At 61.9% G+C, this 16082-nt stretch carries 14 protein-coding genes and 2 tRNA genes; 14 read left to right on the forward strand and 2 right to left on the reverse strand.

Annotated features, from left to right (window positions below; translation table 11 throughout):
• Window positions 1–7 precede the first annotated feature (7 nt).
• The 7 genes from hflX (at window position 8) to EL191_RS03650 (ending at window position 8469) form a co-directional block, all read left to right on the forward strand.
• A complete protein-coding gene (gene hflX, locus EL191_RS03620) occupies window positions 8–1309 on the forward strand; it encodes a ribosome rescue GTPase HflX (protein WP_017363287.1) in 1302 nt (433 codons plus the stop codon).
• Window positions 1310–1406: 97 nt separating this feature from the next.
• Complete coding sequence (hflK, locus tag EL191_RS03625; protein WP_013713858.1) at window positions 1407–2576, forward strand: FtsH protease activity modulator HflK; 1170 nt, start codon at window positions 1407–1409, stop codon at window positions 2574–2576.
• On the forward strand, window positions 2576–3445 hold the full coding sequence (gene hflC / locus EL191_RS03630) for a protease modulator HflC (protein ID WP_013713859.1): 870 nt from the start codon (window positions 2576–2578) through the stop codon (window positions 3443–3445). Before hflK ends, hflC begins: the two co-directional genes overlap by 1 nt.
• 105 nt (window positions 3446–3550) lie before the next feature.
• Window positions 3551–3736, forward strand: a complete 186-nt coding sequence (locus EL191_RS03635; protein WP_013713860.1) for a DUF2065 domain-containing protein — start codon at window positions 3551–3553, stop codon at window positions 3734–3736.
• A gap of 37 nt (window positions 3737–3773) precedes the next feature.
• The gene (locus EL191_RS03640; RefSeq protein WP_013713861.1) at window positions 3774–4961 is read left to right on the forward strand and encodes an ATP phosphoribosyltransferase regulatory subunit; all 1188 of its coding nucleotides are present in this window, start codon (window positions 3774–3776) and stop codon (window positions 4959–4961) included.
• A gap of 57 nt (window positions 4962–5018) precedes the next feature.
• The gene (locus EL191_RS03645) at window positions 5019–6314 is read left to right on the forward strand and encodes an adenylosuccinate synthase (RefSeq protein ID WP_013713862.1); all 1296 of its coding nucleotides are present in this window, start codon (window positions 5019–5021) and stop codon (window positions 6312–6314) included.
• Between the two features lie 220 nt (window positions 6315–6534).
• Entirely contained in the window at window positions 6535–8469 is a 1935-nt protein-coding gene (locus EL191_RS03650; protein WP_041976572.1) for a methyl-accepting chemotaxis protein, read from the forward strand.
• A gap of 112 nt (window positions 8470–8581) precedes the next feature.
• Here EL191_RS03650 and EL191_RS03655 read toward each other — a convergent pair.
• Window positions 8582–8668: transfer RNA gene (locus EL191_RS03655), tRNA-Leu, on the reverse strand.
• Window positions 8669–8751: 83 nt separating this feature from the next.
• Window positions 8752–8838 (reverse strand) — tRNA-Leu (locus tag EL191_RS03660).
• Between the two features lie 207 nt (window positions 8839–9045).
• Here EL191_RS03660 and rnr point away from each other — a divergent pair.
• From rnr to dnaB, 7 genes are all read left to right on the forward strand, one after another.
• Complete coding sequence (gene rnr, locus EL191_RS03665) at window positions 9046–11529, forward strand: ribonuclease R (protein WP_041976574.1); 2484 nt, start codon at window positions 9046–9048, stop codon at window positions 11527–11529.
• Window positions 11526–12278, forward strand: coding sequence for a 23S rRNA (guanosine(2251)-2'-O)-methyltransferase RlmB (rlmB, locus tag EL191_RS03670; RefSeq protein ID WP_041976576.1), 753 nt, complete (start codon window positions 11526–11528; stop codon window positions 12276–12278). The genes rnr and rlmB overlap by 4 nt, the downstream gene beginning before the upstream one ends.
• Before the next feature lie 175 nt (window positions 12279–12453).
• The gene (gene rpsF / locus EL191_RS03675; RefSeq protein WP_003246846.1) at window positions 12454–12876 is read left to right on the forward strand and encodes a 30S ribosomal protein S6; all 423 of its coding nucleotides are present in this window, start codon (window positions 12454–12456) and stop codon (window positions 12874–12876) included.
• A gap of 28 nt (window positions 12877–12904) precedes the next feature.
• Window positions 12905–13135 carry a 30S ribosomal protein S18 gene (gene rpsR / locus EL191_RS03680; RefSeq protein ID WP_003246847.1) on the forward strand — a complete coding sequence of 77 codons (231 nt, stop codon included), beginning with the start codon at window positions 12905–12907 and terminating at the stop codon, window positions 13133–13135.
• 36 nt (window positions 13136–13171) lie between these two features.
• Entirely contained in the window at window positions 13172–14053 is an 882-nt protein-coding gene (locus tag EL191_RS03685) for a DUF2232 domain-containing protein (RefSeq protein WP_041976579.1), read from the forward strand.
• Between the two features lie 21 nt (window positions 14054–14074).
• Window positions 14075–14521 (forward strand): 50S ribosomal protein L9, encoded by a 447-nt coding sequence (gene rplI / locus EL191_RS03690; RefSeq protein ID WP_013713867.1) that lies wholly within the window; start codon window positions 14075–14077, stop codon window positions 14519–14521.
• A gap of 118 nt (window positions 14522–14639) precedes the next feature.
• Window positions 14640–16034 (forward strand): replicative DNA helicase, encoded by a 1395-nt coding sequence (gene dnaB / locus EL191_RS03695; RefSeq protein WP_004423263.1) that lies wholly within the window; start codon window positions 14640–14642, stop codon window positions 16032–16034.
• Window positions 16035–16082 lie beyond the last annotated feature (48 nt).

A 16082-nucleotide genomic window follows, 5' to 3' on the forward strand; every position in this document is an offset into this window, starting at 1 on the left:
GGTTGCATTGTTCTTCGAGCGTCATGAGGGCGGTGAGCGGGCCATCCTGGTTCATCTGGAAGGCCAAGACTCCGAGGCGAGCGAAGATCCCCAGGAGTTTCAAGAATTGGCCATGTCGGCTGGCGCCGACATGGTCGCTTTCTTTAGCGTGCCCAGCAGTCGCCTGACTGCCAAGTTCCTGATCGGCAGCGGCAAGGTCGAGGAGCTGCGCGACCAGGTCAAGGCCGTCGAAGCCGATCTGGTCATCTTCAATCACACTCTGACACCCAGCCAGGAGCGTAACCTTGAGCGCGCTTTCGAGTGTCGTGTGCTCGATCGCACCGGGTTGATCCTCGATATCTTCGCCCAGCGTGCGCGCACCCACGAAGGCAAGTTGCAGGTCGAGCTGGCTCAGCTCGATCATATGAGTACGCGCCTGGTGCGAGGCTGGACTCACCTCGAGCGGCAGAAGGGTGGTATCGGTCTACGTGGCCCGGGTGAAACCCAGCTGGAAACCGACCGTCGCCTGTTGCGCGTGCGCATTCGCCAGATCAAGCAGAAGCTGGAAAAGGTGCGCAGTCAGCGTGAGCAGGCGCGTCGCGGGCGCAAGCGCGCGGATATCCCGTCGGTTTCCCTGGTGGGCTACACCAACGCCGGCAAGTCCACCCTGTTCAACGCCCTGACGACTTCCGAGGTGTACGCGGCTGACCAGCTGTTCGCCACCCTCGACCCGACCTTGCGCCGCCTGGAGCTCGATGACCTTGGGCCGATCGTCCTGGCCGACACCGTGGGGTTCATTCGCCATCTGCCGCACAAGCTGGTCGAGGCCTTCCGCGCTACGCTGGAAGAATCGAGCAACTCCGACCTGCTGCTGCACGTGATCGATGCCCATGAACCGGAGCGCATGGCGCAGATCGAGCAGGTTCAGGAAGTGCTCAAGGAGATCGGTGCGAGCGATCTGCCGATGCTCGAGGTATACAACAAGCTGGATTTGTTGGATGGTGTCGAGCCGCAGATCCAGCGCGATGGTGATGGCAATCCGGTTCGTGTCTGGTTGTCAGCGCGCGAGGGGCGTGGTCTGGAGCTGTTGCGACAGGCCGTGGCAGAGCTATTGGGCGAGGACTTGTTCGTCGCCACGTTGCAGTTGCCGCAGCGTCTGGGAAGACTGCGTGCGCAGTTCTTCGCATTGGGGGCGGTGCAGAGCGAAGCGCATGACGAGCAGGGGCACAGTTTGCTGGCGGTGCGTTTGCCGCGAGTCGAGCTCAATCGCCTGGTGAGTCGCGAGGGGCTGGAGCCTCAAGCCTTCATCGAGCAACATACTTTGCAATAAAGCCTGCGGTGGCGGCTTTGCCGTCACCCTGAGGCTTTGGGTAGCATTGGCCGGCGCGCCGTGGGCGCGCCTTCGCTTTATCAGTACGGAGAACGCTATGGCTTGGAATGAGCCGGGTGGCAACTCGAACAATCAAGACCCTTGGGGTGGCCGCAAAGGCGGTGGCCGGCAGGGCCCGCCGGATCTCGACGAAGCGTTCCGCAAGTTGCAAGAAAGCCTGAATGGGCTTTTCGGTGGCGGCAAGAAACGTGGTGACGACGATTCCGGACGCAGCGGTGGCGGCGGTGGCTTCGGTCTGCTGTTCGTAGGCCTCGGCCTGTTGGCAGTGGTCTGGCTGTACAGCGCGATCTACGTGGTGGATGAGCAGGAGCAGGCCGTGGTACTGCGCTTCGGCAAATATCACGAGACCGTCGGTCCGGGCCTGAACATCTACTTCCCGCCGATCGATCGCAAGTTTCAGGAAAACGTCACCCGTGAGCGCGCCTACAGCAAGCAGGGCGCCATGCTGACCGAAGACGAGAACATCATCGAAGTGCCGTTGACCGTGCAGTACCGCGTGAGCAACCTGCAGGACTTCGTGCTCAACGTCGATCAGCCGGAAGTCAGCCTGCAGCACGCCACCGACAGCGCCGTGCGTCATGTCGTGGGTTCCACCGAGATGGATCAGGTGCTGACCGAAGGTCGTGAGCTGATGGCCAGCGAAGTGCGTGAACGTCTGCAGCGTTTCCTCGACAACTACCGCACCGGTATCACCATCACTCAGGTGAACATCCAGAGCGCTGCGGCGCCGCGTGAAGTTCAGGAGGCCTTCGATGACGTGATCCGTGCCCGTGAAGACGAACAGCGCGAGAAGAACCAGGCCGAGTCCTACGCCAATGGCGTGATTCCGGAAGCCCGTGGTCAGGCCCAGCGTCTGCTGGAGGAAGCCAACGGTTATCGCGACGAAGTCATCGCGCGCGCCCAGGGTGAGGCCGACCGCTTCACCAAGCTGGTAGCCGAGTATCGCAAGGCGCCGGAGGTCACTCGTGAGCGTCTGTATCTGGACACCATGCAGGAAATGATGAGCAACACCAGCAAGGTTCTGGTCACTGGCGACAAGGGGCAGAATAACCTGCTCTATCTGCCGCTTGACAAGATGATCGACAGCCGTGGTGGTTCCTCTTCCTCCAGCTCCGCCAACAGCAGCAATTCGACGACGCGTGATCCGGCCGTGCCGCTGAGCAGCGATCTGTCGCAGCGTAACCTGCGTACCCGGGAGGGCCGTTGATGAGCAACAAGTCCCTGATCGGCCTGATCGTGGCCGTGGTTCTGGCCCTGGTGGCATGGAATAGCTTCTACATCGTTGCGCAAACCGAACGCGCGGTATTGCTGCAGTTTGGTCGCGTGGTCAATCCTGATGTGCAGCCTGGTCTGCACGTGAAGATTCCCTACGTAAACCAGGTGCGCATCTTCGATGGCCGTCTGTTGACGCTGGATTCGACTTCCTCGCGTTTCCTGACGCTGGAGAAGAAGGCGCTGATGGTCGATGCCTACGCCAAATGGCGGGTGAAGGATGCCGAGCGTTTCTACCAGGCAACCTCCGGTATGAAGCAGGTGGCTGACGAGCGCTTGGCGCGTCGTCTGGAGGCTTCGCTGCGTGACCAGTTCGGTAAACGCACCCTGCATGAGTCGGTGTCCGGTGAGCGCGATGCGCTGATGGCCGACGTGACCGCGACCCTCAATCGTGCTGCTGAGCGCGAACTGGGTATCGAAGTGGTCGACGTGCGGGTCAAGGCCATCGATCTGCCGCGTGAAGTAAACCGTAGCGTGTTCGAGCGGATGAGCACCGAGCGTGAGCGTGAAGCCCGTGAACACCGCGCCAAGGGTCGTGAGCTGGCCGAAGGTATTCGTGCCGATGCCGACCGTCAGCGCCGTGTGCTGCTGGCCGAAGCCTATCGTGAAGCGGAAGAGCTGCGCGGTGACGGTGATGCCCAGGCGGCCGCCATCTACGCTCGAGCCTACGGCCAGGATCAGGAGTTCTACTCCTTCTACCGCAGCCTGCAGGCGTACCGCGAAAGCTTCGCTGACAAGCGCGATGTTCTGGTGCTGGACCCGAGTAGCGATTTCTTCCGCTACCTGGAAAAGGCCAAGCCGTGATCGGCAACCCTGGCGGCGCGATGCGTCGCCAGGGTGACCTCAGGGGAAAACGTGGTATGATGCGGCAGCCGGGAAAATCCCGGCTTTTTTGCGTCTGTGGGAATCATGTGGCAGGAACTCGGCATCGCACTGTGTCTGGTATTGGTGCTGGAAGGCATCCTGCCCTTCCTCTATCCGCGTCATTGGCGCGGGGCGGTATTGCAGGCAGCGCGCTTGCCTGACCGCCGACTGCGTCTTATGGGGCTGGCCAGCATGCTGCTGGGTACTGCTCTTCTATATCTGCTTCACTGAAGGCTTGTGCCGCCCGGATCGAGAGGGGAATGGCGAAATGGCAACGGTAGACCGCTGGCTGCTGCCAGATGGCATCGAAGAAGTACTGCCGCCGGAAGCGGCGCGCATCGAGGCGGCCCGCCGCCAGGTGCTGGATCTGTTCCAACGTTGGGGTTACGAGTTCGTCGTTACCCCCCATATCGAGTACCTGGAATCCCTGTTGACTGGCGCCGGCCAGGATCTCGACCTGCGTACCTTCAAGGTCACCGATCCGCTGTCTGGTCGGCAGATGGGCTTTCGTGCCGACATCACGCCGCAAGTCGCGCGTATCGATGCTCACACCTTGCGCCGTGAAGGCCCGAGTCGTTTGTGCTACGCCGGCAGCGTGCTGCACGCCCAGCCGCGTGCGCTGACCACTTCGCGCAGTCCCATCCAGTTGGGCGCCGAGCTCTATGGCGACGCCAGCCCGGCCAGCGATATCGAGGTGATCAGCCTGCTGGTCGAGACCCTGGAGCTGGCCGCCGTGCCGGATGTGCACATGGACCTCGGTCATGTCGGCATCTATCGCGGCCTGGCGCGTGCCGCGGGTCTATCCGGAGAGGCCGAGCAGCAGCTGTTCGATGCGCTGCAGCGCAAGGCCATGGATGAGATCGAGACCCTGACTGCCGCGTTGCCGGCTGGCCTGGGCAATATGTTGCGCTCGCTCGCCGAGCTGTGTGGTGGTCGCGAGGTGCTGGACCTGGCCCAGGCGGTACTGGTCGAGGCGCCGGATGCAGTGCATGCGGCGCTGGATGAGCTGGTAGCCATCGCCGATGCGCTAGAGTTGCGTTATCCCGAGCTGCCGCTGTATTTCGACCTGGGCGAACTACGCGGCTACAACTATCACACTGGCGTGGTGTTCGCGGCGTTCGTACCAGGCGAGGGCGGTGCCATCGCTCAGGGTGGCCGTTACGACGATACCGGTGCGGTGTTCGGCCGGGCACGTCCGGCGACCGGGTTCTCCACTGACCTGAAGACCCTGGTGACCCTCGGGGATATGCGCCTGGATGAATCCGTCAGCGGCGTTTGGGCGCCGGATAATCATGACCTCTATCTGTGGCAGGCCGTTCGTCGTCTGCGTGGTGAGGGCGAGCGTGTGGTACAGGCGTTGCCCGGGCAGAGCGAGGCGGATGCGCGTGAAGCAGGCTGTGACCGTCTGCTGGCGCTGCGCGATGGACGTTGGCAGGTGGCGCCCCTGGCGTCCTGAATTCACTTTCGCCGGCCCGCGGCCGGCATCGAAGCTTGCGCGAAGAGGACAAGTATCATGGGTAAGAATGTCGTCGTCCTGGGCACCCAGTGGGGTGATGAGGGCAAGGGCAAGATCGTCGACCTGCTCACCGAGCAGGCTGCTGCAGTCGTGCGTTATCAGGGTGGCCACAACGCCGGCCACACTCTGGTGATCGACGGTGAGAAGACCGTCCTGCACCTGATTCCGTCCGGCATCCTGCGCGAAGGCGTCGAGTGCCTGATCGGCAACGGCGTGGTGGTTGCGCCTGACGCGCTGCTGCGCGAGATCACCAAGCTGGAAGAGAAGGGCGTGCCGGTGCGCGAGCGCCTGCGCATCAGCCCGGCCTGCCCGTTGATCCTGTCCTATCACGTAGCCCTGGATCAGGCGCGTGAGAAGGCCCGTGGCGATGCCAAGATCGGCACTACTGGCCGCGGCATTGGCCCGGCATACGAGGACAAGGTTGCCCGTCGCGGTCTGCGCGTCGGTGATCTGTTCCATCGTGAGCGCTTCGCCGCCAAGCTGGGTGAGCTGCTGGACTACCACAACTTCCAGCTGGTCAACTTCTACAAAGAGCCGGCTATCGACTTCCAGAAGACGCTCGATGAGTGCATGGAATATGCCGAGCTGCTCAAGCCGATGATGGCCGACGTCACTGCGGTGCTGCATGACCTGCGTCGTGGCGGCAAGGACATCATGTTCGAAGGTGCCCAGGGCTCGCTGCTGGATATCGACCACGGTACTTACCCCTACGTCACCAGCTCTAACACCACTGCCGGCGGTATCGCTACCGGCTCCGGTTTCGGCCCGCTGTACCTGGACTACATCCTCGGCATCACCAAGGCCTACACCACCCGCGTGGGTTCCGGTCCGTTCCCGACCGAGCTGTTTGATGACGTCGGTGCCTTCCTTGCCAAGCGTGGTCATGAGTTCGGTGCCACCACCGGTCGTGCCCGTCGTTGTGGCTGGTTCGATGCCGTGATTCTGCGTCGCGCCATCGAGATCAACAGCATCTCTGGCCTGTGCCTGACCAAGCTGGACGTGCTCGACGGCCTGGAAACCATCCGCATCTGCACCGGTTACAAGGACGCCAACGGCCAGGTGCTGGTCGATGCGCCGACCGATGCCGACAGCTACATCGGCCTGCAGCCGGTCTACGAGGAAATGCCGGGCTGGAGCGAATCCACTCTGGGCGCCAAGACCCTGGAAGACCTGCCAGCCGCTGCTCGCGCCTACATCAAGCGCGTCGAAGAGCTGGTCGGTGCGCCGATCGACATCATCTCCACCGGCCCGGATCGCAACGAAACCATCGTGCTGCGTCATCCGTTCGCCTGATCGCTGTTGTCGAGTTGAAAAAAGCCGCCCTCGGGCGGCTTTTTCGTGGCTGGCTGTTGTTGCCGGTCGCCGGCCTTGTTGCGTGGATCTGTCGCCATAATGCAGGCTCTCGTTGGTTTATCGCTGTTTTTCAATGGATCGTGGGCACGTAGCTTGCTTGCACTCAATAAATCCCGGAAGTCGCCGTTATAGCTGTTACGGTCGTTGAGGAGAGTTCCCAGTGTTCGCCATCGTTTCCATGTTGCGTAGCCGTTTGCTGCGTCCGGTGTTCGTTGCGCTTGGTCTGGCCATGTTGGTGCAGGTTGGTTTGGCTGTCTGGCTGATGCGCGCCTCGGTCGACGGCATGGTCGAGGATCTGGCGCTGCGCCTGGGCGGTGAGAGCCGGCGCCTTGGTGAAGAGCTGAACATGGCTGAGCGCGAGATGAGTCAAGGGCTGGCGGCTTTGTCGAGCAGCACCCGCACTCGCCTGGGCGAAGGGCTTTCCGCTCAGTTGAAGAGCGAGCAAGCGCAACTGCGTGTGGTGCTGGAGGGGAGTCTCAAGCAATCCGGTCAGGCGCTGGCGCAACTATTGGCGGGTGTTGCGCCGAAGTCCATCTGGGACCTGGACATTCCTGCGCTGACGGCGCTTACCCGAATCGCGCAGCAGGACCCGGCGGTCTTGTTCGCCATCATCTATGACGCCGAAGGTCAGCGCCTGACGCGCAACTTCAATCGCAGTAACGCGCAGGTACGTGAGCTGGTTGCAGCTGGGCAGGGTGACTCGCCGCTGGAGAAGCTGGTGGACGCGGCTTCGCGCGATCCGCGCGTGTATGTGGTCGAGGCGGATATCAGTCCAATGGGCTCGCGCATCGGTAAGGTGCAGATGGGGTTGTCGTTGGATGTGGTGGAAAAGGAATTGACCGCGCTGGACGGTCGCTTTGCTGCTTTGGTCAGCGGTGCCGGTGAGTTGGTCGATAGCAGTCTGGCCGGTGCTTCCGAAGAGGCAACCGGCGCGCTGCGCGAGCGCCTGCAGTCCGCCGAGCGCTACACGCAGGAAATGGCGCGCAACGGCGGCGAGTCGGTGCGTGTGGCGGCGGATTCACTGCGTTGGAACATCGCCCTCGGCTTGTTGATCGTGGGGGCGTTGGCAATGGTAATGGTCGCCCTGGTATTGGGCTGGCGAGTGCTGAGTCGCGTGCGTCTGCTCAGTGATGCGCTCAACGATCTGGCGGCAGGTGAGGGCGATCTGACTCGGCGGGTAGATATCCACAGCCAGGATGAAGTGGGGGAGATGGCGAGTGCGGTCAACCGCTTCATGGATAAGCTGCAGCCCATCGTGCGAGAGTCCGGTGAGGTGGCTCTGCGTACGAGCGAGCAGATTCGCAGTCTGACCCAGCGTGGGGCGGCGGCCGAGTCGGCGGCCGGTCGTCAGCGTGACGAGGTGGCTGGGAGTCTGCAGGCCTTGGAGCGCATGGCCGATGAAGCGCAAGCGGAGAGCCAGGCCATGCAGGAGGCCTTGCAGCGCGTGGAAACCATCCGCGCGGCGGCGCATGAGAATGCTGTTATTGCTCAGCGCCTGTCTACCCTGATCGAGGGGTTGGTCGCACGGGTCGCTGATGGTTCAGCCGTGATCGAGCGGCTGGCCAAGCAGAGCGAGCAGATCGAGGTCGTGCTGACGGTGATTCAGTCCATCGCCGAGCAAACCAATCTGCTGGCCCTCAATGCTGCCATCGAGGCAGCGCGCGCCGGGGAGAGTGGCCGCGGCTTCGCGGTGGTGGCGGACGAGGTGCGAGCCTTGGCGAGCAAGACTCAGCAGTCGACCGGCGACATCCAGACGCATATCACCGCGCTGCAGCGTGGAGCGCAGGAGGCGGTGGCGGCCATTGCTCAGGCAGGTGAGCAGGGTGGTGAAGGATTGGAAGTGCTGCGTGACAGCGCCCGCCTGCAGCAATCGGTGCAGCAGTCGGTAGATGAAGTGTATGGCGCCATCAATGCTGCCACTCAGGCGGCGGCTCATCAGGCCGAAGGAGCGGGCGCGGTGCGTGGGCGCGTGGAGGTCATCCACGCCGAAGCGCAGCACGCGGCCGAGGCGGTTGCGGCGATTGCCGGCAACGCGCGTGCGCTGGATGAGTTGGCGGCGCAGCTCAAGGCTAGTCTGGGGCAGTTCAGGGTTTGATCGTGGTAACGGGGGGGCGCCTTGTGCGCCTCGCTCTTCAGGGGGTGAAGGTGCGTAAGGCTTTTCTTCGGGCAATAAAAAACCGAGCCATCTGACTCGGTTTTTTGAATTTTGGTGCCCAGGAGAAGACTCGAACTTCCACGGCCGTTAAGCCACTGATACCTGAAACCAGCGCGTCTACCAATTCCGCCACCTGGGCACTGCAGCAATGTTCGTCGTTGCCGACACGGAGCGTTGCATCCGTTATTTGCAAAGTGGGTTATCAAGCCACTTCGCGAAATTTGGTGCCCAGGAGAAGACTCGAACTTCCACGGTGTTGCCACCACTGATACCTGAAACCAGCGCGTCTACCAATTCCGCCACCTGGGCACTGAAAACGATGAATCATCATCGGCTTCGTGTTACAACGTCTGCTCGACGCTGTGGGCGCGAACTATACGGGCGGGCATTTACCTTGTAAACCCCTGACCCCAAAAAAATTATTGTCGCTGGAAAAGCTGCCGCGAATGACGTTTTCGCGCTTCAATAGGCAGATGGCATACACCTCTATACATAAGCATAGGTAATCCTTCCTACATGGCCGATTGGCAATCCCTCGATCCCGAGGCCGCCCGCGAGGCGGAAAAATACGACAACCCCATCCCTAGCCGCGAACTGATTCTGGCCCACCTGGCCGAACGGGGTTCGCCCGCCAGCCGCGAGCAGCTGGTCGAAGAATTCGGTCTCGACACCGAAGACCAGCTCGAGGCGCTGCGCCGCCGTCTGCGCGCCATGGAGCGCGATGGCCAGCTCATCTATACCCGCCGCGGCACCTACGCGCCGGTGGACAAGCTCGATCTGATCTGCGGCCGCATCAGTGGCCACCGCGACGGCTTCGGCTTCCTCGTGCCGGACGACGGCAGCGACGATCTGTTCCTCAGCCCGGCGCAGATGCGCCTGGTATTCGATGGCGACCGCGCTCTGGTGCGCGTGGCCGGTCTCGACCGTCGCGGTCGCCGTGAAGGCGGTATCGTCGAGGTGATCAGCCGTGCCCACGAAAGCATCGTCGGGCGTTATTACGAAGAGAACGGCATCGGTTTCGTGGTCGCCGACAACCCCAAGATCCAGCAGGAAGTGCTGGTCACCCCCGGTCGCACCGCCGGTGCGCGCGTCGGCCAGTTCGTCGAGATCAAGATCACCCACTGGCCGACCCAGCGCTTCCAGCCGCAGGGCGATATCGTCGAGGTGATCGGCAACTACATGGCGCCGGGCATGGAAATCGACGTGGCGCTGCGCAGCTACGACATCCCGCATGTCTGGCCCGAGGGCGTGATCAAGGAAGCACGCAAGCTCAAGCCTGAAGTGGACGAGAAGGACAAGGAGAAGCGCGTCGATCTGCGCCACCTGCCTTTCGTCACCATCGACGGCGAAGACGCCCGCGACTTCGACGATGCCGTGTACTGTGAGAAGAACAGCAGCCGCTGGAAACTGTTCTCCGGTGGCTGGAAGCTCTATGTGGCCATCGCCGACGTATCGCACTACGTCAAGGTCGGTTCGGCGTTGGACGCCGAGGCGGTCGAGCGCGGCAACTCGGTGTACTTCCCCGAGCGTGTCGTGCCGATGCTGCCGGAGGAGCTGTCCAACGGTCTGTGCTCGCTCAACCCGCACGTCGATCGCCTGGCCATGGTCTGCGAAATGACCATGTCCAAGAGCGGCCAGATGGTCGACTACAAGTTCTACGAGGCGGTGATCCACTCCCACGCGCGCCTGACCTACAACAAGGTCAGCCTGATGCTGGAAGATCCCAAGAGCAGCGAGGGCAAGTCCCTGCGCAGCGAGTACAAGGAAGTCCTGCCGTACCTCAACCAGCTCTATGCCCTGTACCAGGTGCTGGTGGCCGCTCGTCACGAGCGTGGCGCCATCGACTTCGAGACGCAGGAGACGCGAATCATCTTCGGCACCGATCGCAAGATCGACGAGATCCGCCCGACCCAGCGTAACGATGCGCACAAGCTGATCGAGGAATGCATGCTGGCGGCCAACGTCGCCACCGCGCGCTTCATGCAGGATCACGAGATTCCGTCGCTGTATCGCGTGCACGATGGCCCGCCGCTCGAGCGCCTGGAGAAGCTCAAGGCCTTCCTCGGTGAGCTGGGGTTGTCGCTGCAACGTGGCAAGTCCAAGGATGGCCCCTCGCCCAAGGACTATCAGCGCCTGCTGGAAAGCATCCGCGAGCGCCCGGACTACCACCTGATCCAGACCGTGATGCTGCGCTCGCTGAGCCAGGCGGTATATAGCGCGCAGAACGAAGGTCACTTCGGCCTCAATTACGAGGCCTATACCCACTTCACCTCGCCGATCCGTCGCTACCCCGACCTGCTGGTGCACCGCGCCATTCGCAGCGTGATCCGCTCCAAGCGTGAAACCAAGCATGTGGAGCGTGCCGGTGCAGCGACCATGCCCAAGGCGCGCATCTATCCGTACGACGAGGCGACCCTGGAAAAGCTCGGCGAGCAGTGCTCGATGACCGAGCGCCGCGCCGACGAGGCGACCCGTGACGTGGTCAACTGGCTCAAGTGCGAGTTCATGCAGGATCGCGTCGGCGAGACCTTCGCCGGTGTGATCACAGCGGTGACCGGTTTCGGTATCTTTGTCGAGCTGCGCGATATCTACGTCGAAGGCCTGGTGCACGTGACCGCGCTGCCGGCCGACTACTACCACTTCGACCCGGTTCACCACCGCCTGTCCGGCGAGCGCAGCGGTCGCAGCTTCCGCCTTGGCGACAGCGTCGAGGTCAAGGTGATGCGCGTCGATCTGGACGAGCGCAAGATCGACTTCGAACTGAGCCAGGGCAAGACCGGCAAGGGCGATGATGCGCGCCGTGGTGGCAAGCCCGGCATGGGCAACACCGATGTGCAGAAGAGCCGCGAAGTGAAGAAGGCCCTGCTCGAGAGCGCCAAGAAAGGCGGCGGCAAAGCGCCGGCGAAGAAGTCTTCCAGTCAGCGCAAGGGCGCGCCTGCGTCCAAGGGCAAGACCGAAACGACTGGTAGCAAGCCGAGCAAGCGTAAGGCGAAACGATGAGTCAGTTGGAAAAGGTCTACGGCGTGCATGCCGTGGAGGCGCTGTTGCGCCATCATCCCAAGCGGGTCAAGCAGCTATGGCTGGCCGAGAGCCGCCAGGCTCCGCGTATCCAGCCAATGCTGGAACTGGCGGCGCAGCACCGCGTGCCGGTCGGGCACAAGGAGCGCCAGGAACTGGATGAGTGGGCCGAGGGTGTGCATCAGGGTGTGGTCGCCGAAGTCAGTCCGAGCCAGGTCTGGGGCGAGAACATACTCGACGAGCTGCTCGAGCGTAGCGAGGGCGTGCCTCTGCTGCTGGTGCTCGATGGCGTGACCGATCCGCACAATCTGGGTGCCTGTCTACGTACCGCCGATGCGGCCGGGGCGCAGGCGGTGATCGTGCCCAAGGACAAGTCCGCCACCCTCAACGCTACCGTACGCAAGGTGGCTTGCGGTGCAGCGGAGGTGATTCCGCTGGTGGCCGTGACCAACCTGGCACGTACCCTGGAAAAATTGCAGAAGAAAGGCTTGTGGGTGGTCGGCACTGCCGGTGAGGTGGAGCAGGAGCTGTACCAGCTCGACATGACCGGCCCGACGGTGCTGGTCATGGGCGCCGAGGGCAAAGGCATGCGCCGTCTGACCCGCGAGCATTGCGATTACCTGGTCAAGCTGCCCATGGGCGGTAGCGTGAGCAGTCTCAACGTCTCCGTCGCCACAGGCGTCTGTCTGTTCGAGGCGGTGCGCCAGCGTCAGGCCAAGCGCCAGGGCTGATTGTTCAAATAATCGCCAATTCGCCTTGCGTGCGGCAGGGGGCTTCTCTAGAATGGCGCCCCTTGCCGTGACGGCAGGCCCTTTTGCGCCTACCGCCTGGCAAGCTCATCACGAGAAAAACCCACTCCTTGCCTGACCACCTTAGTTGGCAGGCTACAACCCGTAAGGAGCATTTATGCGTCATTACGAAATCATCTTTCTGGTTCACCCGGACCAGAGCGAGCAAGTCGGCGGCATGGTCGAGCGTTACACCAAGCTGATCGAAGAAGACGGTGGCAAGATTCACCGCCTGGAAGACTGGGGCCGTCGTCAGCTGGCTTACGCCATCAACAACGTCCACAAAGCCCACTACGTGATGCTCAACGTAGAGTGCACCGGCAAGGCGCTGGCCGAGCTGGAAGACAACTTCCGCTACAACGACGCCGTGATCCGTAACCTGGTCATCCGTCGCGACGAGGCCGTCACTGGCCAGTCCGAGATGCTGAAGGCCGAAGAAAACCGCAGTGAGCGCCGCGAGCGTCGTGAACGTCCTGAAAACGCCGAGTCCAACGACGGCGATGACAGCGACAGCAACGACAGCGACAACGCTGACGAGTAATCCACGGATCTATTGAGGAGCCAATCACATGGCACGTTTCTTCCGTCGTCGTAAATTCTGCCGCTTCACCGCTGAAGACGTGAAAGAGATCGATTTCAAAGATCTCAACACCCTGAAAGCCTACATCTCGGAAACCGGCAAAATCGTTCCTAGCCGTATCACCGGTACCAAGGCTCGTTATCAGCGTCAGCTGGCCACCGCTATCAAGCGCGCCCGCTTCCTGGCCCTGCTGCCCTACACCGACAGCCACGGCCGCTGAGATCGGACAGTCGACAAGCGTTAAGGAATAGATCGCATGCGCGCCCTGGCTGAATACATCATGCGCGGCCGTATGCAGGCCACCCTTGTGGTGGTGAGTTCGGCCATTGTGCCGTTGTTTGCCTGGTTGAGCGCTGCTGCAGGGGCCCTGGTGCTGCTGCGCAGAGGCTTGAGTGATGCGCTCGGCATCGTGATTTGGGCCGCGTTGCCCGCCGCTTACTTCTGCTACCTCGGTGATCCGAGTGTGTTGATGGTATTGCTGGGAACGCTGGCACTGGCGCAGGTTCTGCGCCGCAGTGCCTCCTGGGTCCGAGTGCTGATGGCGTTGGTGCCAGTTGGCGTGGTGTTTGCGTTGGTGGTCAGTGTTGCGCTGGTTGAGAACCTTAAGGCGATGGCCGAAGTGTTTCGACAGGCCCTTGCTGAACTGCCTGCGCAATCAGCCGGAGGGCCCAGCAGCGAGCAGCTGCAGAGCATGCAACAGGCATCGCTTGTACCGCTCCTGGGCGGCCTCATGACGTTCTCGTTGTTGACGATGAGCATCCTGAGTCTTGCTTTGGCGCGTTACTGGCAAGCGTCGTTATACAACCCGGGTGGTTTTGGTGAGGAGTTCCGCCAGATCCGCCTACCGGTGCCGTTTGCACTTGCATTGATCGCAGGTGTGTTTTTGGCGCCGTCATTGCTCGGGGATGCAGGGTGGGCGTTTACCCTGATCTGCATGCTGCCGCTGATGCTGGCTGGTCTGGCGTTGGGGCACGGCCTGATAGCGATGAAGCAGCTGTCGAGCTTTTGGTCGATAGGGTTGTATGTGGCGTTACTGATGGCCGCGAACCTGATCTGTTTGTTAGCTGTCGTCGACAGTCTGTTTGATTTTCGCGGTCGCCTCGCTCGCAAGAGCGGGCCCGCGGACGGTGAAGGTTAAAAGTTAAGAGGTAAGACCCAAATGGAAGTCATCCTGCTGGAAAAAATCGCCAATCTGGGCAACCTGGGCGACAAAGTGAACGTTAAAGCCGGTTACGGCCGTAACTTCCTGCTGCCGCAAGGCAAGGCCACCGCTGCTACTGCTGAGAACGTAGCTGCGTTCGAAGCCCGCCGCGCCGAGCTGGAAAAACTGGCTGCCGAGAAGAAAGCTTCCGCTGAATCTCGCGCTGCTCAGCTGGCTGAGCTGGAAGTCACCATCACCGCCACCGCTGGCGATGAAGGCAAGCTGTTCGGTTCGATCGGTACTCACGACATCGCTGACGCCCTGACCGCCTCCGGCGTTGAAGTGGCCAAGGCCGAAGTTCGTCTGCCTAACGGTACCATCCGTCAGGTCGGCGAATACGACGTAGCTGTGCACCTGCACACCGACGTCGAAGCCACCGTCAAGGTGATCGTGGTTGCTGCTTAATTAAGCAGTCGCCAGGCGGACTTGCACTCAGGTGCCGGTCTGCTGACAATCGGGCACGGCATCGCTTCGGCGATCCGTGCCCTTTGTTTTTCTATCGCAGCATTTTCCTCTCGAGCCTATGAACGACATCAGCATTCCCGAGCAATACGACCTGCAGACAGCTGCCCTGAAAGTGCCTCCGCACTCCATCGAGGCGGAGCAGGCAGTACTGGGTGGTCTGATGCTCGACAACAATGCCTGGGAGCGTGTTCTCGATGGCGTTTCCGATGTTGACTTCTATCGCCATGACCATCGCCTGATCTTCCGCGCGATCTTCAAGCTGGCCGAGCGTAACGAGCCCTTTGACGTGGTGACTCTTTCGGAACAGCTGGACAAGGAAGGGCAGTTGTCACAGGTCGGTGGCCTGGCCTACCTCGCCGAGCTGGCCAAGAACACGCCGTCGGTGGCCAACATCAAGGCCTACGCGCAGATCATTCGTGAGCGCGCCACCCTGCGCAAACTGATCAGCATCAGCAATGAGATCGCCGATAGCGCCTATGCGCCGGAAGGCCGTACCGGCGAGGAAATTCTCGACGAGGCGGAGCGGCTGATTTTCCAGATCGCCGAAGACCGGCCGAAAACCGGTGGGCCGGTGGGCATCAACGACATTCTGGTCAAGGCCATCGACCGTATCGATACGCTGTTCAACAACGGCGATGCGATTACCGGTCTGTCCACCGGCTTCGACGATCTGGATAACCTGACCAGCGGCTTGCAGCCGGCCGACATGATCATCGTCGCCGGTCGTCCATCGATGGGTAAGACCACCTTCGCCATGAACCTGGTGGAGAACGCGCTGATGCGCAGCGACAAGGCGATCCTCGTCTACTCGCTGGAGATGCCTTCGGAATCCATCGTCATTCGTATGCTCGCCTCCTTGGGGCGCATCGACCAGACCAAGGTGCGTGCCGGTCAGCTCGACGACGATGATTGGCCGCGCCTGACCAGTGCGGTGAACCTGCTCAATGATCGCAAGCTGTTCATCGACGATACCGCTGGCATCTCGCCGAGCGAGATGCGTGCGCGTACGCGGCGCCTGGCTCGCGAGCACGGCGAGATCGGCCTGATCATGGTCGACTACCTGCAGCTGATGCAGATTCCCGGTTCCAGCGGCGACAGCCGGGTCAACGAGATTTCCGAGATCTCGCGCTCGCTCAAGGGCCTGGCCAAGGAGTTCAACTGCCCGGTCATCGCCCTGTCGCAGCTCAACCGTGGCCTGGAGCAGCGCCCCAACAAGCGCCCGATCAACTCCGACTTGCGTGAATCCGGTGCGATCGAGCAGGACGCCGACATCATCCTGTTCGTATACCGCGACGAGGTGTACCACCCGGAGACCGAGTACAAGGGCGTGGCCGAGATCATCATCGGCAAGCAGCGTAACGGCCCGCTCGGCACCGCGCGCCTCGCCTTCCTCGGCAAGTATTCACGCTTCGAGAACCTGGCACCGGGCAGCTACCAGTTCGAAGACGAATAGGTCGTTTCCACGCGCGGTGTTTTCCAGCACAGCGCTGCCGCGGCACAG

The organism is Pseudomonas mendocina (assembly GCF_900636545.1).
Classification (GTDB): domain Bacteria; phylum Pseudomonadota; class Gammaproteobacteria; order Pseudomonadales; family Pseudomonadaceae; genus Aquipseudomonas; species Aquipseudomonas mendocina.